The organism is Spiroplasma endosymbiont of Halictus nicosiae, from assembly GCF_978018445.1.
The window spans coordinates 741,551-758,940 of record NZ_OZ389573.1 but is presented as its reverse complement, the minus strand read 5'-3'; the positions used below and the strand labels follow the sequence as shown (position 1 = coordinate 758,940).

The 17,390-nt window shown below is 24.4% G+C and carries 26 protein-coding genes; 15 read left to right on the top strand and 11 right to left on the bottom strand.

What is annotated here, in order from left to right:
* From ACZ91P_RS05220 to ACZ91P_RS05205, 4 genes are all read right to left on the bottom strand, one after another.
* Complete coding sequence (locus tag ACZ91P_RS05220) at positions 1-498, bottom strand: hypothetical protein (RefSeq protein WP_465155205.1); 498 nt, start codon at positions 496-498, stop codon at positions 1-3.
* Between the two features lie 2 nt (positions 499-500).
* Positions 501-653: a hypothetical protein gene (locus tag ACZ91P_RS05215; RefSeq protein WP_465158331.1), complete on the bottom strand. Its 153-nt coding sequence runs from the start codon at positions 651-653 to the stop codon at positions 501-503.
* A gap of 600 nt (positions 654-1,253) precedes the next feature.
* A complete protein-coding gene (locus ACZ91P_RS05210) occupies positions 1,254-1,502 on the bottom strand; it encodes a hypothetical protein (protein ID WP_465155201.1) in 249 nt (82 codons plus the stop codon).
* A gap of 707 nt (positions 1,503-2,209) precedes the next feature.
* On the bottom strand, positions 2,210-3,946 hold the full coding sequence (locus ACZ91P_RS05205) for a hypothetical protein (protein ID WP_465155199.1): 1,737 nt from the start codon (positions 3,944-3,946) through the stop codon (positions 2,210-2,212).
* A gap of 66 nt (positions 3,947-4,012) precedes the next feature.
* Here ACZ91P_RS05205 and ACZ91P_RS05200 point away from each other — a divergent pair, with 66 nt between their 5' ends.
* The 15 genes from ACZ91P_RS05200 to ACZ91P_RS05130 all read left to right on the top strand — a co-directional run bounded on the left by ACZ91P_RS05200 (position 4,013) and on the right by ACZ91P_RS05130 (position 12,309).
* Entirely contained in the window at positions 4,013-4,993 is a 981-nt protein-coding gene (locus ACZ91P_RS05200; protein ID WP_465155197.1) for an IS30 family transposase, read from the top strand.
* A gap of 315 nt (positions 4,994-5,308) precedes the next feature.
* Complete coding sequence (locus tag ACZ91P_RS05195) at positions 5,309-6,166, top strand: hypothetical protein (RefSeq protein WP_465158330.1); 858 nt, start codon at positions 5,309-5,311, stop codon at positions 6,164-6,166.
* A gap of 95 nt (positions 6,167-6,261) precedes the next feature.
* Positions 6,262-6,432 (top strand): hypothetical protein, encoded by a 171-nt coding sequence (locus ACZ91P_RS05190; RefSeq protein ID WP_465158329.1) that lies wholly within the window; start codon positions 6,262-6,264, stop codon positions 6,430-6,432.
* A 53-nt stretch (positions 6,433-6,485) separates the two neighbouring features.
* Positions 6,486-6,998 (top strand): hypothetical protein, encoded by a 513-nt coding sequence (locus ACZ91P_RS05185; protein ID WP_465158328.1) that lies wholly within the window; start codon positions 6,486-6,488, stop codon positions 6,996-6,998.
* Positions 6,999-7,015: 17 nt separating this feature from the next.
* Positions 7,016-7,300, top strand: coding sequence for a hypothetical protein (locus ACZ91P_RS05180; RefSeq protein ID WP_465158327.1), 285 nt, complete (start codon positions 7,016-7,018; stop codon positions 7,298-7,300).
* A gap of 79 nt (positions 7,301-7,379) precedes the next feature.
* On the top strand, positions 7,380-7,796 hold the full coding sequence (locus tag ACZ91P_RS05175; protein WP_465158326.1) for a hypothetical protein: 417 nt from the start codon (positions 7,380-7,382) through the stop codon (positions 7,794-7,796).
* Positions 7,797-7,838: 42 nt separating this feature from the next.
* Entirely contained in the window at positions 7,839-8,267 is a 429-nt protein-coding gene (locus ACZ91P_RS05170) for a hypothetical protein (RefSeq protein WP_465158325.1), read from the top strand.
* A complete protein-coding gene (locus ACZ91P_RS05165; protein WP_465158324.1) occupies positions 8,231-8,503 on the top strand; it encodes a hypothetical protein in 273 nt (90 codons plus the stop codon). Before ACZ91P_RS05170 ends, ACZ91P_RS05165 begins: the two co-directional genes overlap by 37 nt.
* Entirely contained in the window at positions 8,503-8,967 is a 465-nt protein-coding gene (locus ACZ91P_RS05160; protein ID WP_465158323.1) for a hypothetical protein, read from the top strand. The genes ACZ91P_RS05165 and ACZ91P_RS05160 overlap by 1 nt, the downstream gene beginning before the upstream one ends.
* A gap of 105 nt (positions 8,968-9,072) precedes the next feature.
* Positions 9,073-9,342 carry a hypothetical protein gene (locus ACZ91P_RS05155; protein WP_126821249.1) on the top strand — a complete coding sequence of 90 codons (270 nt, stop codon included), beginning with the start codon at positions 9,073-9,075 and terminating at the stop codon, positions 9,340-9,342.
* 13 nt (positions 9,343-9,355) lie between these two features.
* Positions 9,356-9,481, top strand: a complete 126-nt coding sequence (locus tag ACZ91P_RS05150) for a hypothetical protein (RefSeq protein WP_465158322.1) — start codon at positions 9,356-9,358, stop codon at positions 9,479-9,481.
* 119 nt (positions 9,482-9,600) lie between these two features.
* Positions 9,601-10,608, top strand: a complete 1,008-nt coding sequence (locus ACZ91P_RS05145) for a hypothetical protein (protein ID WP_465158321.1) — start codon at positions 9,601-9,603, stop codon at positions 10,606-10,608.
* On the top strand, positions 10,608-10,730 hold the full coding sequence (locus ACZ91P_RS05140) for a hypothetical protein (RefSeq protein ID WP_465158320.1): 123 nt from the start codon (positions 10,608-10,610) through the stop codon (positions 10,728-10,730). The genes ACZ91P_RS05145 and ACZ91P_RS05140 overlap by 1 nt, the downstream gene beginning before the upstream one ends.
* A gap of 233 nt (positions 10,731-10,963) precedes the next feature.
* Positions 10,964-11,398, top strand: a complete 435-nt coding sequence (locus ACZ91P_RS05135) for a hypothetical protein (RefSeq protein WP_465158319.1) — start codon at positions 10,964-10,966, stop codon at positions 11,396-11,398.
* Between the two features lie 335 nt (positions 11,399-11,733).
* Positions 11,734-12,309, top strand: coding sequence for a hypothetical protein (locus ACZ91P_RS05130; protein ID WP_465158318.1), 576 nt, complete (start codon positions 11,734-11,736; stop codon positions 12,307-12,309).
* Between the two features lie 30 nt (positions 12,310-12,339).
* Here the strand turns inward: ACZ91P_RS05130 and ACZ91P_RS05125 are convergent, their stop codons facing one another.
* From ACZ91P_RS05125 to ACZ91P_RS05095, 7 genes are all read right to left on the bottom strand, one after another.
* The gene (locus ACZ91P_RS05125) at positions 12,340-13,659 is read right to left on the bottom strand and encodes a hypothetical protein (RefSeq protein WP_465158317.1); all 1,320 of its coding nucleotides are present in this window, start codon (positions 13,657-13,659) and stop codon (positions 12,340-12,342) included.
* A 162-nt stretch (positions 13,660-13,821) separates the two neighbouring features.
* Positions 13,822-14,430, bottom strand: a complete 609-nt coding sequence (locus ACZ91P_RS05120; protein ID WP_465158315.1) for a hypothetical protein — start codon at positions 14,428-14,430, stop codon at positions 13,822-13,824.
* A gap of 185 nt (positions 14,431-14,615) precedes the next feature.
* Positions 14,616-14,840: a hypothetical protein gene (locus ACZ91P_RS05115; RefSeq protein ID WP_465158314.1), complete on the bottom strand. Its 225-nt coding sequence runs from the start codon at positions 14,838-14,840 to the stop codon at positions 14,616-14,618.
* Positions 14,841-14,861: 21 nt separating this feature from the next.
* Entirely contained in the window at positions 14,862-15,881 is a 1,020-nt protein-coding gene (locus tag ACZ91P_RS05110; protein WP_465158313.1) for a hypothetical protein, read from the bottom strand.
* A 13-nt stretch (positions 15,882-15,894) separates the two neighbouring features.
* A complete protein-coding gene (locus ACZ91P_RS05105) occupies positions 15,895-16,164 on the bottom strand; it encodes a hypothetical protein (protein ID WP_465158312.1) in 270 nt (89 codons plus the stop codon).
* Positions 16,165-16,544: 380 nt separating this feature from the next.
* Positions 16,545-16,958, bottom strand: coding sequence for a hypothetical protein (locus ACZ91P_RS05100; protein WP_465158310.1), 414 nt, complete (start codon positions 16,956-16,958; stop codon positions 16,545-16,547).
* Between the two features lie 14 nt (positions 16,959-16,972).
* Positions 16,973-17,380, bottom strand: a complete 408-nt coding sequence (locus ACZ91P_RS05095) for a hypothetical protein (protein WP_465158309.1) — start codon at positions 17,378-17,380, stop codon at positions 16,973-16,975.
* Between the last annotated feature and the right edge of the window lie 10 nt (positions 17,381-17,390).

Here is a 17,390-nt window from a genome sequence, read left to right as displayed (position 1 = left end):
TTATAAATCTAAATAACTTTTTAATTTATTTTCAACATTTATACTTGGTTCATTATTATTATTTCAACGATAAACAGAGTTAAAATTAATACTATTATCTGTTCAAATTTGGTCATTTGCTCTTAAATTATTTAGTTTAGCATCAAAAACTAAATTTATTTTATTAGGATCATCAACCCTACCATAATAATCAAGAACAAATTTAAAACCACCCGCTAATCTTATATTTTTATTATTCTGAAATTTAATAATTCTTCAATCATTATTTTCATTAGCTCGTCATATAACAAAATAATATTTATTATCAACTTGATTAAATGGTTTTTCTTGTGGTGCTATTCATTCTAAAATATCATCTTTTGTATTTATATTATTTTTCTTTTTTAAATCTGATAATTTTTCTTTTGTATATTCTTGTGGTGTATTACAAGCAACTAAACTGGTTGTACTTGTTCCAATTAAAGTGATTGTACATAAAAAAGTTAATATATTTTTCATTTTTATAAATTAACTATTTTTGTTTCACTGCTAGAATCTTGTTCAAAACCACAAGTATATTTTGTTACAATTTTTCCTGTTCACGTAATTGAATTATCTTGATTATTTATAGTAATTTCTTTTGGCAAAAGATCATTTTCTTTCAATAAAATCATAATTTCTTTAATAGAAATATTTAATGTTTCATAATTATTATTTTTATTAATTAATGCACTAATTGAACCATTAATTTTTTTTGTTAAATTTCAAACATCTTCACAATTATACTTATAAATTTTACTATTATAAATAAGTTTTTTATTAGGGGCAATTGAAATTTGTTGAGATTTAATTGTTTTTTTACTAATTCCTTTTTTTCTTCTTTTCTTATATTTGAAGAATTAAAACTATTTTCTAATGTTATTTCTGTAAAATAAGAACTTTCATTTGAAAAACTATAATCTGTTCTAGTTTCACCAGAAAATCTAAATCCACTTCCAAAAAATTTTGCTTCAGCTTCTAATCCAACAGTTATTCCAAAACTGTCTGTATTTCCTGTTGTTTTAGTTGTTGTTTCTGATTTTCCCTGTGAATACTTAATCCCTTTTGAATTTCAATTGATTTTGTAATTTCTTCACTTATCTCATCGTCTGGAGAATTATAAATTATTTCCTTTTCTGAGGTATTTAATTTTTCTTCGTGATAATTATGAAAGGGCAATAATATTTTTTGTTGTTGTTTTGAAAGTGTTTTAATTGCTTTTGTTTCGATATAATTTAAATTATCTTAATAATATCAGACTCAATTAATTCTAATGGATCATATTCATAAACATTATTATCTTTTGAACCAAAGTACACTTTATTATTTAAGACAACACCAGAAGAATCAACACCCCCATTTGTATTAATAACTATTTTTTGTTGTCCGGTTGCTGGATCATATTCATAAACATTATTATCTCATGAACCAATATTTCTAATTATTAAATTTTCTAAATTATTTTCTTTTTTTTGAAAATACACTTAATAAACTTAAAAGTTTTTTCAATTTTTATAATTTCCTTTCTTATCTTGAAACTTTTTTATCAAGATCCATTGTCATTATATATATACAAGAACTTTTTTAAAATATATTTTAGAAAGGAGGTTAAATATGATTATTATCCTAGTTATATTACACTAATCTGGGCTCGCGGTGATTTTCATAAGTTTGTGAAAAATTACTTAAAGTTTAAAAAAACTTTTGCTGCACTTTTCAAAATACTTGGGAAAAATTCTAAGCGTTAAGCAAAGAATTTTATAAAGGTTCCCAAATTTGTTTGAAAGAATCTCAAAAACTTTTTTAACTTGTAAGTCATTTTATCACAAAAATTTAAGAAAATCAACCGCTCGCCCAATAGCAATTATGATAAAATTAAAATAGAGAATATTTTGCTCCAATTTATCAATTAATTATTTGAGGGGGCAATTTTATAATAATAAAACTATATTTTGCTCTCTTTTTAAAAATGGGGGGTGAAATTATGTCAAAGTGTAAAGTAAAAGTTAAATCTTATACTCGTTCATGTCCTAAAACTAAGAAAAAACAAAAAATCTGCTATACAGATTTAATAATAGATAAAAGTCAAACAAAATATTCTCTAATTTTATTTCAATAATATTATAATATATTTTAATTGATTGAAAAATAGTTTTTTTAAAATTTATTTAATAATTTTAAAAAAACTATTTTATATTCCCATTTTAAAACGATATGGATACGAACCATAAAATAAAGCGTCATATGGGTCATGGTACATTTTACTATCGGGTGTGTTTGTTTTGGTGTCACTAAATTTTAATTCACTAATGCACTTATCTAAAAATGGGAAGTTATCTAATATGCCATATATTTTGCCTTGAACAAACATTTTTCTTATTCAGGTTACGCGATTGATTATACCTGCTTCTTTATTAAGAGATGTCTGATGTTTTTTGGCTTTAAACATTTTAATTTTATAGCCTAAATAAGGGTAAATATCTTCTTGTAATTTTTGCATAAAGTCGTGGGCATTAATATCATAATGAAATGTAGCATATTCAAAACCATCAAATTTATCAAATGTATTAATTATTCATTGTCCGTAATATTCAACTATTTCATTTAAATTCATTACGTTTTTTGGGGTAACAACATTTTCTTCAATTAAATATTTATCATATTCATTATTTTCATTAATTTTATAACCACTAAATAAAAACACTGTATGGTCTTCACTACCATTAGCATAATCCACACCAATTGAATAACTATCAAATTGATATTGTTTTGTATTTGGATTATAAAAATCTTGTAAATTATATTCTTTAATATATTTACGATAATTTCGTAAAACATAAATACTGGGGTCATTATCGTTATATTCAAATCCGTAGTATTCAAGTTCAAATAAATCAGGCCGTTCTTCTTTGTTTGTTAAAACAAGTTTTTTAGTAATATTAGGTATTTTATTTCAAACAGCACCCATTGTTAATCGTAAATTAAAAATACCCAAACCATTAAATGCTTGTTTGTTTTCTGAATATACTTGATTGTGTTCTTTTAAAATATTTTTAATTCTTTCATTTAAGGGTAAATATGGAGTTACAAATTTTTCATAAAAGACATGGTATTTATCAAAAGGATTAAAAGTAAATTGATTAGAATATGTTTTATGAAAATATGTTGTTACTGTTATGTATTGTTTTGCTATGTTGTCTCATTCTTGAAATGTCCAAGATAATTCTTTTACTGGAATAGGATTATCTAAATTATATTGTTCATTATCATTTTCATCAGCATATTTTTCATAAGATACTTTTAAACTTTTAGAACGAAACATTGAAACTCTTAAATTATTATATCTTTTATCTAGTTCTTTATCAGTTAAAATTTCTTTTTCTTCAGCATGTATCATTTCATCTGTCCATGCTGATATAATACCACTCCCTTTACCAACTTTTCCCATAATTTTATTACCATTAGCATAACCCGCAAAAGCAATGCGAACACCACTAGGAAAAACAATTTCACCACCTTCTTTAACGTTTTTAGGTCAAACAATACCATTTTCATTGTCGGGTCCTATATCAATCCCATATTTATCATATAAATAGTTACAGACATTAATTGTATCGCCAAATGTAGTATCTTCGTGGGTGTTGGCATATCTTCGTAAAATATTAGATGAAGCATCAGTAAAATTACAAGCAAAAAATAATTTTTCTGCTAGGTGATTTCATGTCTTATTAGTACCACGCCCCGCTGAGACAAACTTAAAAAAACTTGGTGAAGTAAAATATCGGGCATAACTATCACCAACAAAATCTTTAAATATTTCTCAATCAAAACCAAAATTATAGTCACTAAAATTTAAATCATATTTTTTATTTAAATGTTCATAACTAGTAATTCGTTTTTTATTATTAATTTTACTAAATTCTTTCATATTTATTGACCTCTTTATTTTATATATAATACATTATAAGAAAAAATGAAAGGAATTTGTATAAAAATGAGAAAATTTAAACATTTAATATTTGATGAACGAGATTTATTTAAGGATTTATTATTATCTGATACTTGTAAAAAGAAAAATGGCACAATTAATTTATCTGAAATATCAAGACAAATGGGACGCGGAATTAATACCATTAAAAGAGAAATAAATCGATTTAAAAATATACAAGATTATAATCCATATCAAGCACAAAAAGATTATAAGAAAAAGCGTAAAAAATGTATTAAAAAACTACCTGAATTTACAAAAGAGCAATTAGATTTTATTAAAATAAGATTTAATAAATACCACGATACACCCGAACAATTAATTTATCGTTATTTCTTGGAGTTTGGTGTTAAATTTTCTGCTTGTGTTAAAACGTTGTATAAATGAATTCGCTTAGGCGAATTTGGATTAAAAAAAGAAAATTTACCCCATCGTGGTAAAAAATATAAAACAAAAGGAAAACCTGATAATCGTGGTAAATTAACTAACTTTAAATCAATTTGAGATATTGAAAATAAAGTTTCTAATGTTGGATGATTTGAAATGGATACTGTTGTAGGAAAAGACCATCAATCTAGTAATTTAGTTTTAGTAGAACAATCAAGTAAAAATTATTTTGTAATGAAATTAAAAAATAATACCGCTAATGAAGTTTTAGAAAAATTTAAAGATATTGTTAAAAATAATAATTTAATTGGGAAAATTAAAGGAATAATAACTGATAGAGGAAAAGAATTTAGTAAATGAAAAGAAATGGAAATATTTGCTGAAACACAATTTTATTTTTGTGACCCCGGTAAACCACAACAAAAACCATTAATTGAGCATATGAACGGTGAATTTAGATATTGACTTTCTAAGGGAATTGATTTTAATAATATTAGTCAAAAAATGATAGATTGAGTAGTTAATGTTATAAATGATAAACTCCGACCATGTTTAAATTGACTAAGTGCAAAGACAATGTTTTTACAAAATTTTAAATAAATTTATTAGTTAAAATTTAATAAATTATTTTTAGTGTGCTTAAATATGGATAAAATAAGATAAAATTACAAAAATTTAATTTTTTCTGAAAAAGTTGTTGCAATTTATTAAAAATATTTTATTATTAACTTAACAAGATATAAATTTGCCGTTTATATCTACACAGAGCCTGATGATAAATTATTAAATTATTCAAAAGTAGAATTTGATGATGAAATTGTTGAATTAGATACAATTTTAACTTTTGCTTGTAAATTAGACCCTGTAGAAAGTGATTTTAACCCTAATCTTTGGGCTGCTGATATTGAACAAGCAATGGATACTGAGGTTGCTTATAAACATAATAAAATTTTAGAAATTATTAATAAAGGAGTAGTTACAACCATTCAAGGCCAAAAAGCAGATGATACTAATGCTTTACAAATTCACGATGAAATTATGGATAAAATATATGAAAATGGATTTACCCCATCAGAAACAGTTGTCTTGGGTTCGGCTGATTTTATTCGTGGAATTCGTAATAAATTACAGTTACAACTTGGAGCAAATGACCAAATAAACAATGTAATTGAAACAAGCGGAGCAATAAAAACTGTTGAAGGAACAACATATTATATGGTTCCTAAAAAATTACCAATTATTAATAAAGATGGTTCAGAAGGAACAATTACTCTATTACCAGATGGTGTTAATGCAATTGCCTTTAAATTTAGTAAAAAATATGACCCTCTTATCTTACGTAAAAAAGACCATACTCCATTAAGAGTTGGTACAGCTGCATTGGGTACTGGAATGGGTAATACTTTGATTATGGAAAGAGTTTTATATTTAGGTGGGGCAGTAGTTGAACCTAAAGGAATTATTAAACATATTGTTTCAAAAATTGATATTAGTAAAATTAATAAAATAGATAAACCAAATATTCATGTTACAGACCCAACAAAAGCAACAGCCGAACAGTTAAAATCACAATTTAAAGATGTTGTTTTAAAAGCAGTAAAAGCAGTAAATAGTTCTTTAACTGAAAGTGATTTTGATTACTTTATTGAAAGTAAAGGTGAAGACTGACCAATTAATATTACAAATGATAAAACTGTTGAAGTTCAAATTGAAGGTAAAAACAACGCTACTGGTCAAACAAATCCGATTGATGTTAAAATTAAAAATTCTTAATAGTACTAAAAAATAGTACTTTTTCGTTTGATATATATACCAATTGGAACATCTAAAACAGCCCTTATTTATGCTGTTAAAAAAATTCAACTAGATTGTCAATCCAACAACAAGAAAAAAATTTTGGTTTACAGTTATTAGAATTTTTAGGAATTCAAGTTTTAGCACTTGGTTTATTAGTTTTAACTGGTGGTATTGCTTCGGCTGTTGGTCTTGGTGCGGGATTATCTAATTTTGCCGCAGCATATTTATCTCATTTGGAGTAGAAACAGCAACCGATTTTGCCGTAAATCAAATATACGATAAATTAACATCAGAAGTGACAGCAAAAAGTACTGCCTTAAATTTGCTACCAGCAATTGGCGGTATTGGAAAATTAACGCGTGCTGCTCGAACAACTAAAATTTTAAAATTAGCGAAAGAAACTAAACTACTTGAAAAATTAGGTGTAATAACTGCTAATAATTTAGAAGATGTTGTAAGACAAGTTAGAGGTAAAAAGATTTTATCTGATAAATTAATATTTGATTTTACAAAACAAGCTAATAATGAAACTTTATTATATACAATTGGAAAATTAGCCCGAAATGATTTTTATAAGGGTTTTAAAGTTTCTAAATTAGAAACAATTAATAATTTATTAAAAATTGAAAAAAATATTCAAAAAATAAGTCCTACATTAGTTCAAAAAATACCACGCATAAATGAAATAAATGCTAATAAATGATTGTCTGAATATGGATTAAATATTGATAAAATAAGCAAAATTAATACTAATGAGTGATATAACATAATGACTAATCTTCATAAAAAGGTGTTGGTAAAAACCTAATATTAAATGCTAATTTAATGCGGGGCAGTAAAATATATAATAATAAATTATTAAATATTTTTCATCAAACACTAATTAAATTAAATAAAATTTTAAATCATTTAAACCCAAATTTTTATATTCAAAAAGTAACTAAAAAATTATTAGCCCCAATTGAAAAACAAATAATTACTATTAAACAAAAAGTAATTAGTAAAATTACTGATAAAACTAAAAAAATATTATCTAAATTTGAAACTAAGGCTATTAAAAAGGTCAATTATTACCTTTTGCTTATGGTTCTGATGTTTTTTAGCAGTTAAAATTGTTCCATTATCAGTTGCGGGTGAAGTTGCTTTAACAATATATTATAAAAATCCTAAATATGCCCCTATTGTCGTTATGACAACTTTAATCAAAGCAGAACAGTTTGTTTTGGCTCCTGAACCGTTTAAATTCTATATGAACAGTGAGTGGTTTATTGGTTGGGGATTTAAAAAAACAAGTTTGTTTAATTTAATTTCTTTTGCCCCACTTGTTTATCAGCAAGTAGTAAAAGATAGTTTTAAAATATATCGGACAATTGCTAAGATATTAAAAATGCAAGAACAATTTAAAAATAACTTTAATAAAGATAAATTGTTAAATACGCTAGAAGATAGTGCGGTTACTAGTTTGTTAGGTAATGGACTAGTATTTCAAGCATATAAACAACTCAGAACAAAACAAGATTTAAACAAAACAATTAAAACAAAAACATTAATAAATAGTAAAAAATTTATATTAAAGAAAATATATTCTAAAAAAAGTAAATGATAAGGAGATGATTAAATCTTAAATGAATTATGACAAAATGTTACTTTGGAAAATTATAATAATTTTATTCCAATGACAGGTAAAATTACACAAGTTCCAGTTCGTTATAATAAGTTTTTTAAAGGTGATGTAGAATTATGATTTAAAACATTTGCTTTAAGAGCCCAAAATATGATTAATTCTTACTTAAACTATCCATTTTCAAAACTAAAGTTTGAAACATTTAAAGATCCATTATTAAAGAAAATTTGTATTAATATGGTGTTTATTACGATTGAGTATTGAACATTTAACCGCATTCCAATTGAATTTTTTACTTCGGCAAATATGAGTGTTGGTGATATTAATTATTCATCGCAAAATGACCCCATGATTATTTGACAAGGTCTATTGCCTACCTATGCAAAATCATTGGCTAATTTAACAACTTTAAAAAAATGTTTCGTACTTTTCAAGAAGAAGGTATTGATTTAACAATGATTGATTTAGAATCATATTATACTCAATTAGAAGTTGATGCTTTAATAGAAAAAGAAAAAACTAAGATTGACAATAAAACTATTGTTAAAAATAACAATAATGAAATAAATGTTCCCTTTGATAAAGATACTATTTATGAAAAAATGGTGTCTGAAAAGCAAAACAAAGTGGCGGTAGTGATATTAAAATTGATAATAAAACAATTATTAAAAATACTGCTGATGAATTAATGGTTTCAGATTTAAAACAAAATAAAATAACTTTATTACCTAATAGTAGTGGTCGTGTTAATGCTGATTTTAATGCTGAAAACGGGGAATTAAGAATTTGAGACCCTAGTTTTGAAGGTGGTAAAAATACTGCTGATTATATGATTATTGATAGTACAGTTGCGGGAATTAAAAGTACTGATGATACATTTGGTACTACTAAATATTTAGATAAATTTTATTTACAGAAAAAAGATTTACCTAAAATATCAAATGATTGAAAAGTTGTTGATACTAGTGATTTTGTTCAAGATTCTAAAGGATATAAAATTAAAAATTTTAATAAGTCAGAATATTATTATCGTTTATGGTGTTATACAACGCTTGAGATAGAACTATATATAATTACGCATATAAACTTTAAAGGTCAATTAGCAAGTGGAATATCATATGGAAATAATCCAAGTCGTTGAATTACCATTTAATTATTTTCCAACGGTGAGTTTAAATTATCATCAATATCAAATAGTGTTGAAATTAAAGAATTGTATATTGAAAGAAAAAAAGTAAGTTAGGAAAGAGATGGTATTATGCCAAAAGTAACTATTAAAGATATGATTATGTTTTTGAAAATCTTTGGAGTTTCATCATTGTTTTTTATTGCCGGAATTATTATTTGTTTTATCGGAGAAAAAACATTGGGTATTTCTTGACCAGCATATGTTATTGTTTCAGCAATGCTTATTGGAGCAGGAATTATAGTTTTAATTATTGAAACTATTAGATTTATCAAAACTCATAACAAACAACAAAAACAAGATAGTATTGAAGATGTTATTAAAAAAGAAGATACGAAATAAAGAGGTGATATAAATGGGATTGTTATTAGCAAAAAAGAAATTAAAAAAAGAATATGATATTGATAGTTATTATCTTAATTTAGCATCAACGATTACTAATCGTAAAATGTTACTGTTCAAAAACATAAGGAGATTTTAGAAAAAAGAATTTGTGAAGATAATGCTAATTTTTTAAATCCACGAGATTTAGAAATTAGCATTTATAATCCAATTAATAATAAAGAGATAGATACTAAATTAATTAATAACTTTTTAAAAATGCAAGACTTTACTAATAAGAATTGATATAACGAATATAAAATTAATAAGAATGGTAAAGGTGCATATTTTATTTTTGCTAATAATTTAAAACTTAATTTTATTACTATTGATTTTTATAATAACCAATATGACGAATTAGGTAATTTAGTATCTTGTACTTTTGATTATGACCCTTATATTAAAAATGACCAGAGTGTTTTTATTACTGAAAAATTAAAAATTGATTATGTAACTAAACAAGTAAAAGTTATTAGAAAGTTAAAAACACGATTATACAGCACTATTACCGACTTATATATTGATGATGCTAAATGAAATAACTATACAACTTTACAAAGAGAAAAAATATTACCACTTAATTTTATTCCAATTGAAATTATTCCTAATAACCCTAATTTTGAGCCTTCTGCTCGTTTTGATAAACAATTTGCTAGTATTTTAGATATTATTGCTGAAAAGATAATGTTAGATCCATTATTAAATAGTGGTAAATTTACCATTAATACTAATGGTGTTACTGGTGTGGTTGACCAAGAAATTAGTAAAATGTTGGCTTCATTTATTGAAAATGACTTGTTATTAGTTGAAGGAGACTCTGATAGTAATTTTCAACCAGTAGACTATATTGCTGGTAATTTTAAAGGTGAACAATTAACCAAAATATATGATTGATTATTAACTAATTACTATAAAATAAATCGCCATCATGCTCCCGCAATCGCCAAGGGAGCCCAACAAACACAAGCAGAAGTTGCGGGAGTAAATATTCAAACAAACGCATCATACGAACAAATGATATATATTAGAGAAATTAAATTAACTGAATTCATTATTAAGTTAATTAAATATGATAATGCTATTTTAAACAGTAGAATATTTAATATTAAAAATATTGATGATTTAATTATTGATGTTCGCTTACCAGTAAATGCTACTTTAAACAGACAATTAAATAACAATGAAACTATTATAAATATGCCTAATGAAAAAGGAGAACAAGAATAATGTTAAAACCATCTGAAAAAATGTTAGCACAATTAGCAGAAAATGATGAACCAATTGACTATTCAATTGATAGTATTCCATTAGATTTTGCTAGTCAATCGCAGTACAGCGACCTGATTTAAAACAATTATTTACTGAAGACCGTGCTAGAACCTTATATATTTATAAAATTAATAAATATCTTGTTAAGACAAAGCAAAAACCAATCTTAAACTACTCTCAAAATAGCGTTAAAATAGGTTTTATTGACAAAGATGAATATATTAAAATAACTGGTTATGAAATTAGTGATTTTAATTTTAAATTACAAATTCAACAAAATACCACAGTCCAAGATAATAGCACAAGTTATGTAATGATTGAAGAAAAAGATATTTTAATTAATGATATTTCAAAAAAAGACAAAGAATTTTTAGAATCCTATGACTTAAAAATAGTATCTATTAATGAACGAATTACCGAAGATAATAAAAATGAATGTTATATTATCGAAGAATATAAAAGACCTTATTCACCTGATGGTGTTGATATTATTAAATCTACTCATTTAGTTAAGGTGACTGATTTTAAATGAAAAAACCAAAATAGTATTCATTTAGTATTACAAAAATCATTACCCGAAGATACAGTATTTACTGGGATTGAGATTAAATACCCTAAATCAATCTTATTTGGAAATATTAAATGTTGAGGTAATATTAATGGTGTTTATTCTTATCCTTCATCAATAGTTGAAAATGCTAATTTAGTCCGTTGCTATCTATGTCTATTGAAACAAAACCTAATTTAAGAGTATTTTAATATTGATTTACCGAAAGTTTTTTACCGTGGTTTATTGCAAAAATATATATTCAACCAGATGATATTTTAAGTTTAATAAAAAATAATGGTTTAGAAAAAGTTTTATTAAATTATTTAACTTATCGTTATAATTATGATCGAAAATTTCAAGGTGCAAAATATGATAAAAAAGAAAATCCCACTAATAAAGCGGCTGAATTACGTCAAAAATTTGAAGGACAAAAACCCGAAGATGTTATTGATGGTCTATTTGAAGAATGAAAGTTCAAAAACCCATCTCTTATTAATGATAAAGTTATCAAAATATTTAAACAAATTATTTATATGCTTTCAAATTATACATATAGCAAATATGCAATCAACAAAGGCTATAATGATGATATTAAGTTAATTGCCCCCTATTATTTTAAATTATTATCAATACCTGAACCTGATAAAAAAGATGAAAATTATTGAAAATTTAAAAAATGTATAATTGAGTTAAATTCATTGTATTTTAATTTTTCTGGTGGTCCCATTCCACCATCGCCATTAAATTATTGAAAAGAAGTTTATGCAGATAGTAAACCGTTTAATGAAGTTGATAATAAATATTATTTTGTTGTGTGAAAGGGCAAAACACAATGATATACAACAAAGTTTCTTAATAATGAAAAAATAAATCAACATGGCAGAAAAGTATTAAAAGAAAAAGACGGATATGAGATTGGTTTATATTGTTATAGTAATTTTAAATATGAAGTTGATTTATTTAATTATGAACCATCTAAAATGACAAACTGACCTTGAAGAATTGACAAAGGAACTTATTTTAAATCTGTTTATCCTTGAAATGGTGATGAACAAAAATTACCTAATTTAATTATTGATAAAAACTGTAATGTAAAAGTTAATAACTAATAAAAAAGTCATTTTAATAAATGACTTTTTTTACATATCTAATGTAATTAATGATAGTTTTTCATTGTTTTTATTAAATAATTCTAAATTATTAATATTAATTTCTTCTTTTATAGGGGGATAAGAAAATATTATATTATTTGATTGTTTTAAAAAATCAGCAACCGCTTTATTTGAATAAGATTTTTCATCTTCAACACCATTTTTTCAAAGATATCAGGTGTCTTCTTCTATTAATTGAAGATATGTATTTTTATCTTTACCACTAACTTTGGTTCCAATAGGACAACTTTTAATTAATTCTAAATTTATATATTTTCCTGCAATAGTTTTTTCATTTGATTTATCAACAGAAATATTTATATCATAATTTCCATAACCCCATATACCCGATATTTCAATTTGATTTAAATTAAATAGTTTTTGATGCTTATCAAAAATTATTTTAATATTATCTACAACTAAATTTTTAGTTATTTCCCCTCAATCTGCCTTAGAATAAAGCAATTTATATCATTGTGAAAAATAATTTAAATAATCTTCTATTTTGTCATTAGAAACAATTAAATTAGTTAAATACTTACCATATTCTCCATCTGATAGTTTAATTTCAGCAGGAATTAAAGACGGAATGTTATTTGTTTCTAATTTACTTGTTATTGATAGTCAATTAAAATAATTTGCTTCTAATTGATAAATGGAGTTTTCTGAAATATCTTTATTTTTTATAATTGCTTTAATTTCATCATTTTTGTTGTTATTATTCTGATGTTTTAAATTTCATTCTATAATTTGCCCTGTTGTTGGGTCAATACTTGATGTATTTGGTACACCCTTTATTTCACAACGATAAACAGATTTAAAATAATTTCCTTTGTCAATTCTTCAAGGTCAGTTTGTCATTTTACATGGTTCATAATTAAATAAATCAACTTCATATTTAAAATTACTATAACAATATAAACCAATCTCATATCCGTCTTTTTCTTTTAATACTTTTCTGCCATGTTGATTTATTTTTTCATTATTAAGAAACTTTGTTGTATATCATTGTGTTTTGCCCTTTCACACAACAAAATAATATTTATTATCAACTTCATTAAACGGTTTACTATCTGCATAAACTTCTTTTCAATAATTTAATGGCGATGGTGGAATGGGACCACCAGAAAAATTAAAATACAATGAATTTAACTCAATTATACATTTTTTAAATTTTCAATAATTTTCATCTTTTTTATCAGGTTCAGGTATTGATAATAATTTAAAATAATAGGGGGCAATTAACTTAATATCATCATTATAGCCTTTGTTGATTGCATATTTGCTATATGTATAATTTGAAAGCATATAAATAATTTGTTTAAATATTTTGATAACTTTATCATTAATAAGAGATGGGTTTTTGAACTTTCATTCTTCAAATAGACCATCAATAACATCTTCGGGTTTTTGTCCTTCAAATTTTTGACGTAGTTTAGCCGTTTTGTTGCTAGGATTTCCTTTTTCATCCTATTTTGCACCTTGAAATTTTCGATCATAATTATAACGATATGTTAAATAATTTAATAAAACTTTTTCTAAGCCATTCTTATTTATTAAATCTAAAATATCTTTTCCTTGAATATAGTTTTTGGCTATACTTCATGGTAAAAAACTTTCGGTAAATCAATATTGAAATACTCTTAAATTAGGTTCTGTTTCAATAGGCATAGATAGCAACGGTACTAAACTAGCATTTTCAACAATTGAAGATGGATAGGAATAAACACCATCCACATTTCCTCAACATTTAATATTTCCAAATAACATAGATTTAGGGTATTTAATTTCAATTCCAGTAAATACTGTGTCTTCTGGCAATGATTTTTGTAAAACTAAATGAATACTATTCTGATTTTTTCACTTAAAATCAGTTATTTTAACTAAGTGGGTAGATTTAATAATATCAACGCCATCAGGTGAATAAGGTCTTTTATATTCTTCGATAATATAACATTCATTTTTATTATCTTCGGTAATTCGTTCATTAATAGATACTATTTTTAAATCATAAGATTCTAAAAATTCTTTGTCTTGTTTTGAAATATCATTAATTAAAATATCTTTTTCATCAATCATTACATAACTTGTGCTATTATCTTGGACTGTGGTACTTTGTTGAATTTGTAATTTAAAATTAAAATCACTAATTTCATAACCAGTTATTTTAATATATTCATCTTTGTCAATAAAACCTATTTTAACGCTATTTTGAGAGTAGTTTAAGATTGGTTTTTGCTTTGTCTTAACAAGAATTATTAATTTTATAAATATAAAGGGGTTCTAGCACGGTCTTCATTAGGAATATTGATAATAGTTTCGTTGTTTTTTAATTGTCTGTTTAAAGTAGCATTTACTGGTAAGCGAACATCAACAATTAACTCATCAATATTTTTAATATTGAATGTTCTACTATTTAAAACAGCATTATCATATTTAATTAACTTAATAATAAATTCAGTTAATTTAATTTCTCTAATATATATCATTTGTTCGTATGATGCATTTGTTTAAATATTTACACCAGCAACTTCTGCCTGAGTTTGTTGGGCTCTCTTAGCAATGGCGGGAACATGATGACGATTTATTTTATAGTAATTAGTTAATAATCAATCATATATTTTAGTTAATTGTTCACCTTTAAAATTACCAGCGATATAGTCTACTGGTTGAAAATTACTATCAGGGTCTCCTTCAACTAATAACAAGTCATTTTCAATAAATGAAGCCAGCATTTTACTAATTTCTTGGTCAACAACACCAGTCACTCCATTAGTATTAATAGTAAATTTACCACTATTTAATAATGGGTCCAACATTATCTTTTCAGCAATAATATCTAAAATACTAGCAAATTGTTTACCATAACGAGCAGAAGGTTCGAAATTAGGGTTATTAGGAATAATTTCAATTGGTATAAAATCAATTGGTAATATTTCTTCTCTTTGCAATGTTGTATAGTTATTTCATTTAGCATCATCAATATATAAGTCGGTAATAGTGCTGTATAATCGTGTTTTTAACTTTCTAATAACTTTTACTTGTTTAGTTACATAATCAATTTCTAATTTTTCAGTAATAAAAACACTCTGGTCATTTTTAATATAAGAGTCATAATCAAAAGTACACGATACTAGATTACCTAATTCATCATACTGGTCATTATAAAAATCAATGGTAATAAAATTAAGTTTTGAATTATTAGCAAAAATAAAATATGCACCTTTACCATTCTTATTAATTTTATATTTATTATATCAATTCTTATTAGTAAAGTCTTGCATTTTTAAAAAGTTATTAATTAATTTAGTATCTATCTGTTTATTATTAATTGGATTATAAATGCTAATTTCTAAATCACGTGGATTTAAAAAATTAGCATTATCTTCACAAATTCTTTTTTCTAAAATTTCATTATGTTTTTGAACAGTAACATTTTTACGATTAGTAATCGTTGATGCTAAATTAAAATAATAACTATCAATATCATATTCTTTTTTTAACTTCTTTTTGGCTGGTAATAATCCCATTTATATCACCTCTTTATTTTGTATCTTCTTTTTTAATAACATCTTCAATACTATCTTCTTTTTGTTTTTTGTTATGTGTTTTGATAAATTTAATTGTTTCAATAATTAAAACAATAATTCCTGCTCCAATAAGCATTGCTGAAACAATAACATATGCTGGTAAAGAAATACCTAGTGTTTTTTCTCCTATAAAACAAATAATAATTCCTGCGATAAAAAACAATGATGAAAATCCAAATATTTTCAAAAACATAATTAAATCTTTAATAGTAACTTTTGGCATAAAATCAATTCCTTTCTAATTTATTAATTAATATTTTTTTCTTCAAATAAATAATGTTCCCATTGGTGAATTTTTATCAGTTTTATCTTTAACATTAACAATTCCATTAACAGTAATCTCTAAACTATAACCACCAACAAATAATGCACTAATATTATTATTAAAATAATAAAATGTTTCGATTACTCCAGAATAAGGTAACTTAAAGGGGGAAACAGAAATTTTGTAAATATAATTTATTCTATTAAAATCTTTAATTTGATAATCTTGACTATTTACTATAAAATCATCAGTATCAACATCTTGTCATATACAAGAATTGTATACTCCTTTTGCAGTTGGTACTTTTTCATCTGTTGATTTATCATTAATAAATTTTGTTATTGGTACTTGAATATTGTTTTGTATTGCTCTGCTGCTTTTGTAAAATTTGGTGCTGTTTCTTCAGTTGGATTTGCAATTTTTAAATCATTTGTCAAAATATTAATTGATTGAATTTGATTTTTGGTTTCAATAGTACTGTAAGCAATTAAATTGTTTAATTCTAAGTTTGTATCTTTATTAACAACATCTTGTTTTTTATTTATTTTATTGTCTAAAATATTATCTTCTTTAATTCTTTCATTTCTTTCTTCATTTATTAAATTATCTATTTTTTTATCTAATTTGTCATCGGTTTCTATTCTTTCAGTTTTTTCTTTTTCTAATAAAGCATCAACTTCTAACTGAGTATAATATGCTTCTAAATCTATCATTGTTAAATCAATACCTTCTTCTTGAAAAGTACAAAACATTTTCTTTAAAGTTGTTAAATTAGCCAATGATTTTGATAGGTAGGCAATAGACCTTGTCATGTTGCCATAGGGTCATTTTGTGAAGAATAATTAATATCACCAACACTCATATTTGCCAAAGCAAAAAACTCAATTGGAATACGGTTAAATGTTCAATGTTCAATCGTAATAAACACCATATTAATACAAATTTTCTTTAATAATGGATCTTTAAATGTTTCAAACTTTAATTTTGAAAATGGATAGTTTAAGTAAGAATTAATCATATTTTGGGCTCTTAAAGCAAATGTTTTAAATCATAATTCTACATCACCTTTAAAAAACTTATTATAACGAACTGGAACTTGTGTAATTTTACCTGTCATTGGAATAAAATTATTATAATTTTCCAAAGTAACATTTTGTCATAATTCATTTAACATTTAATCATCT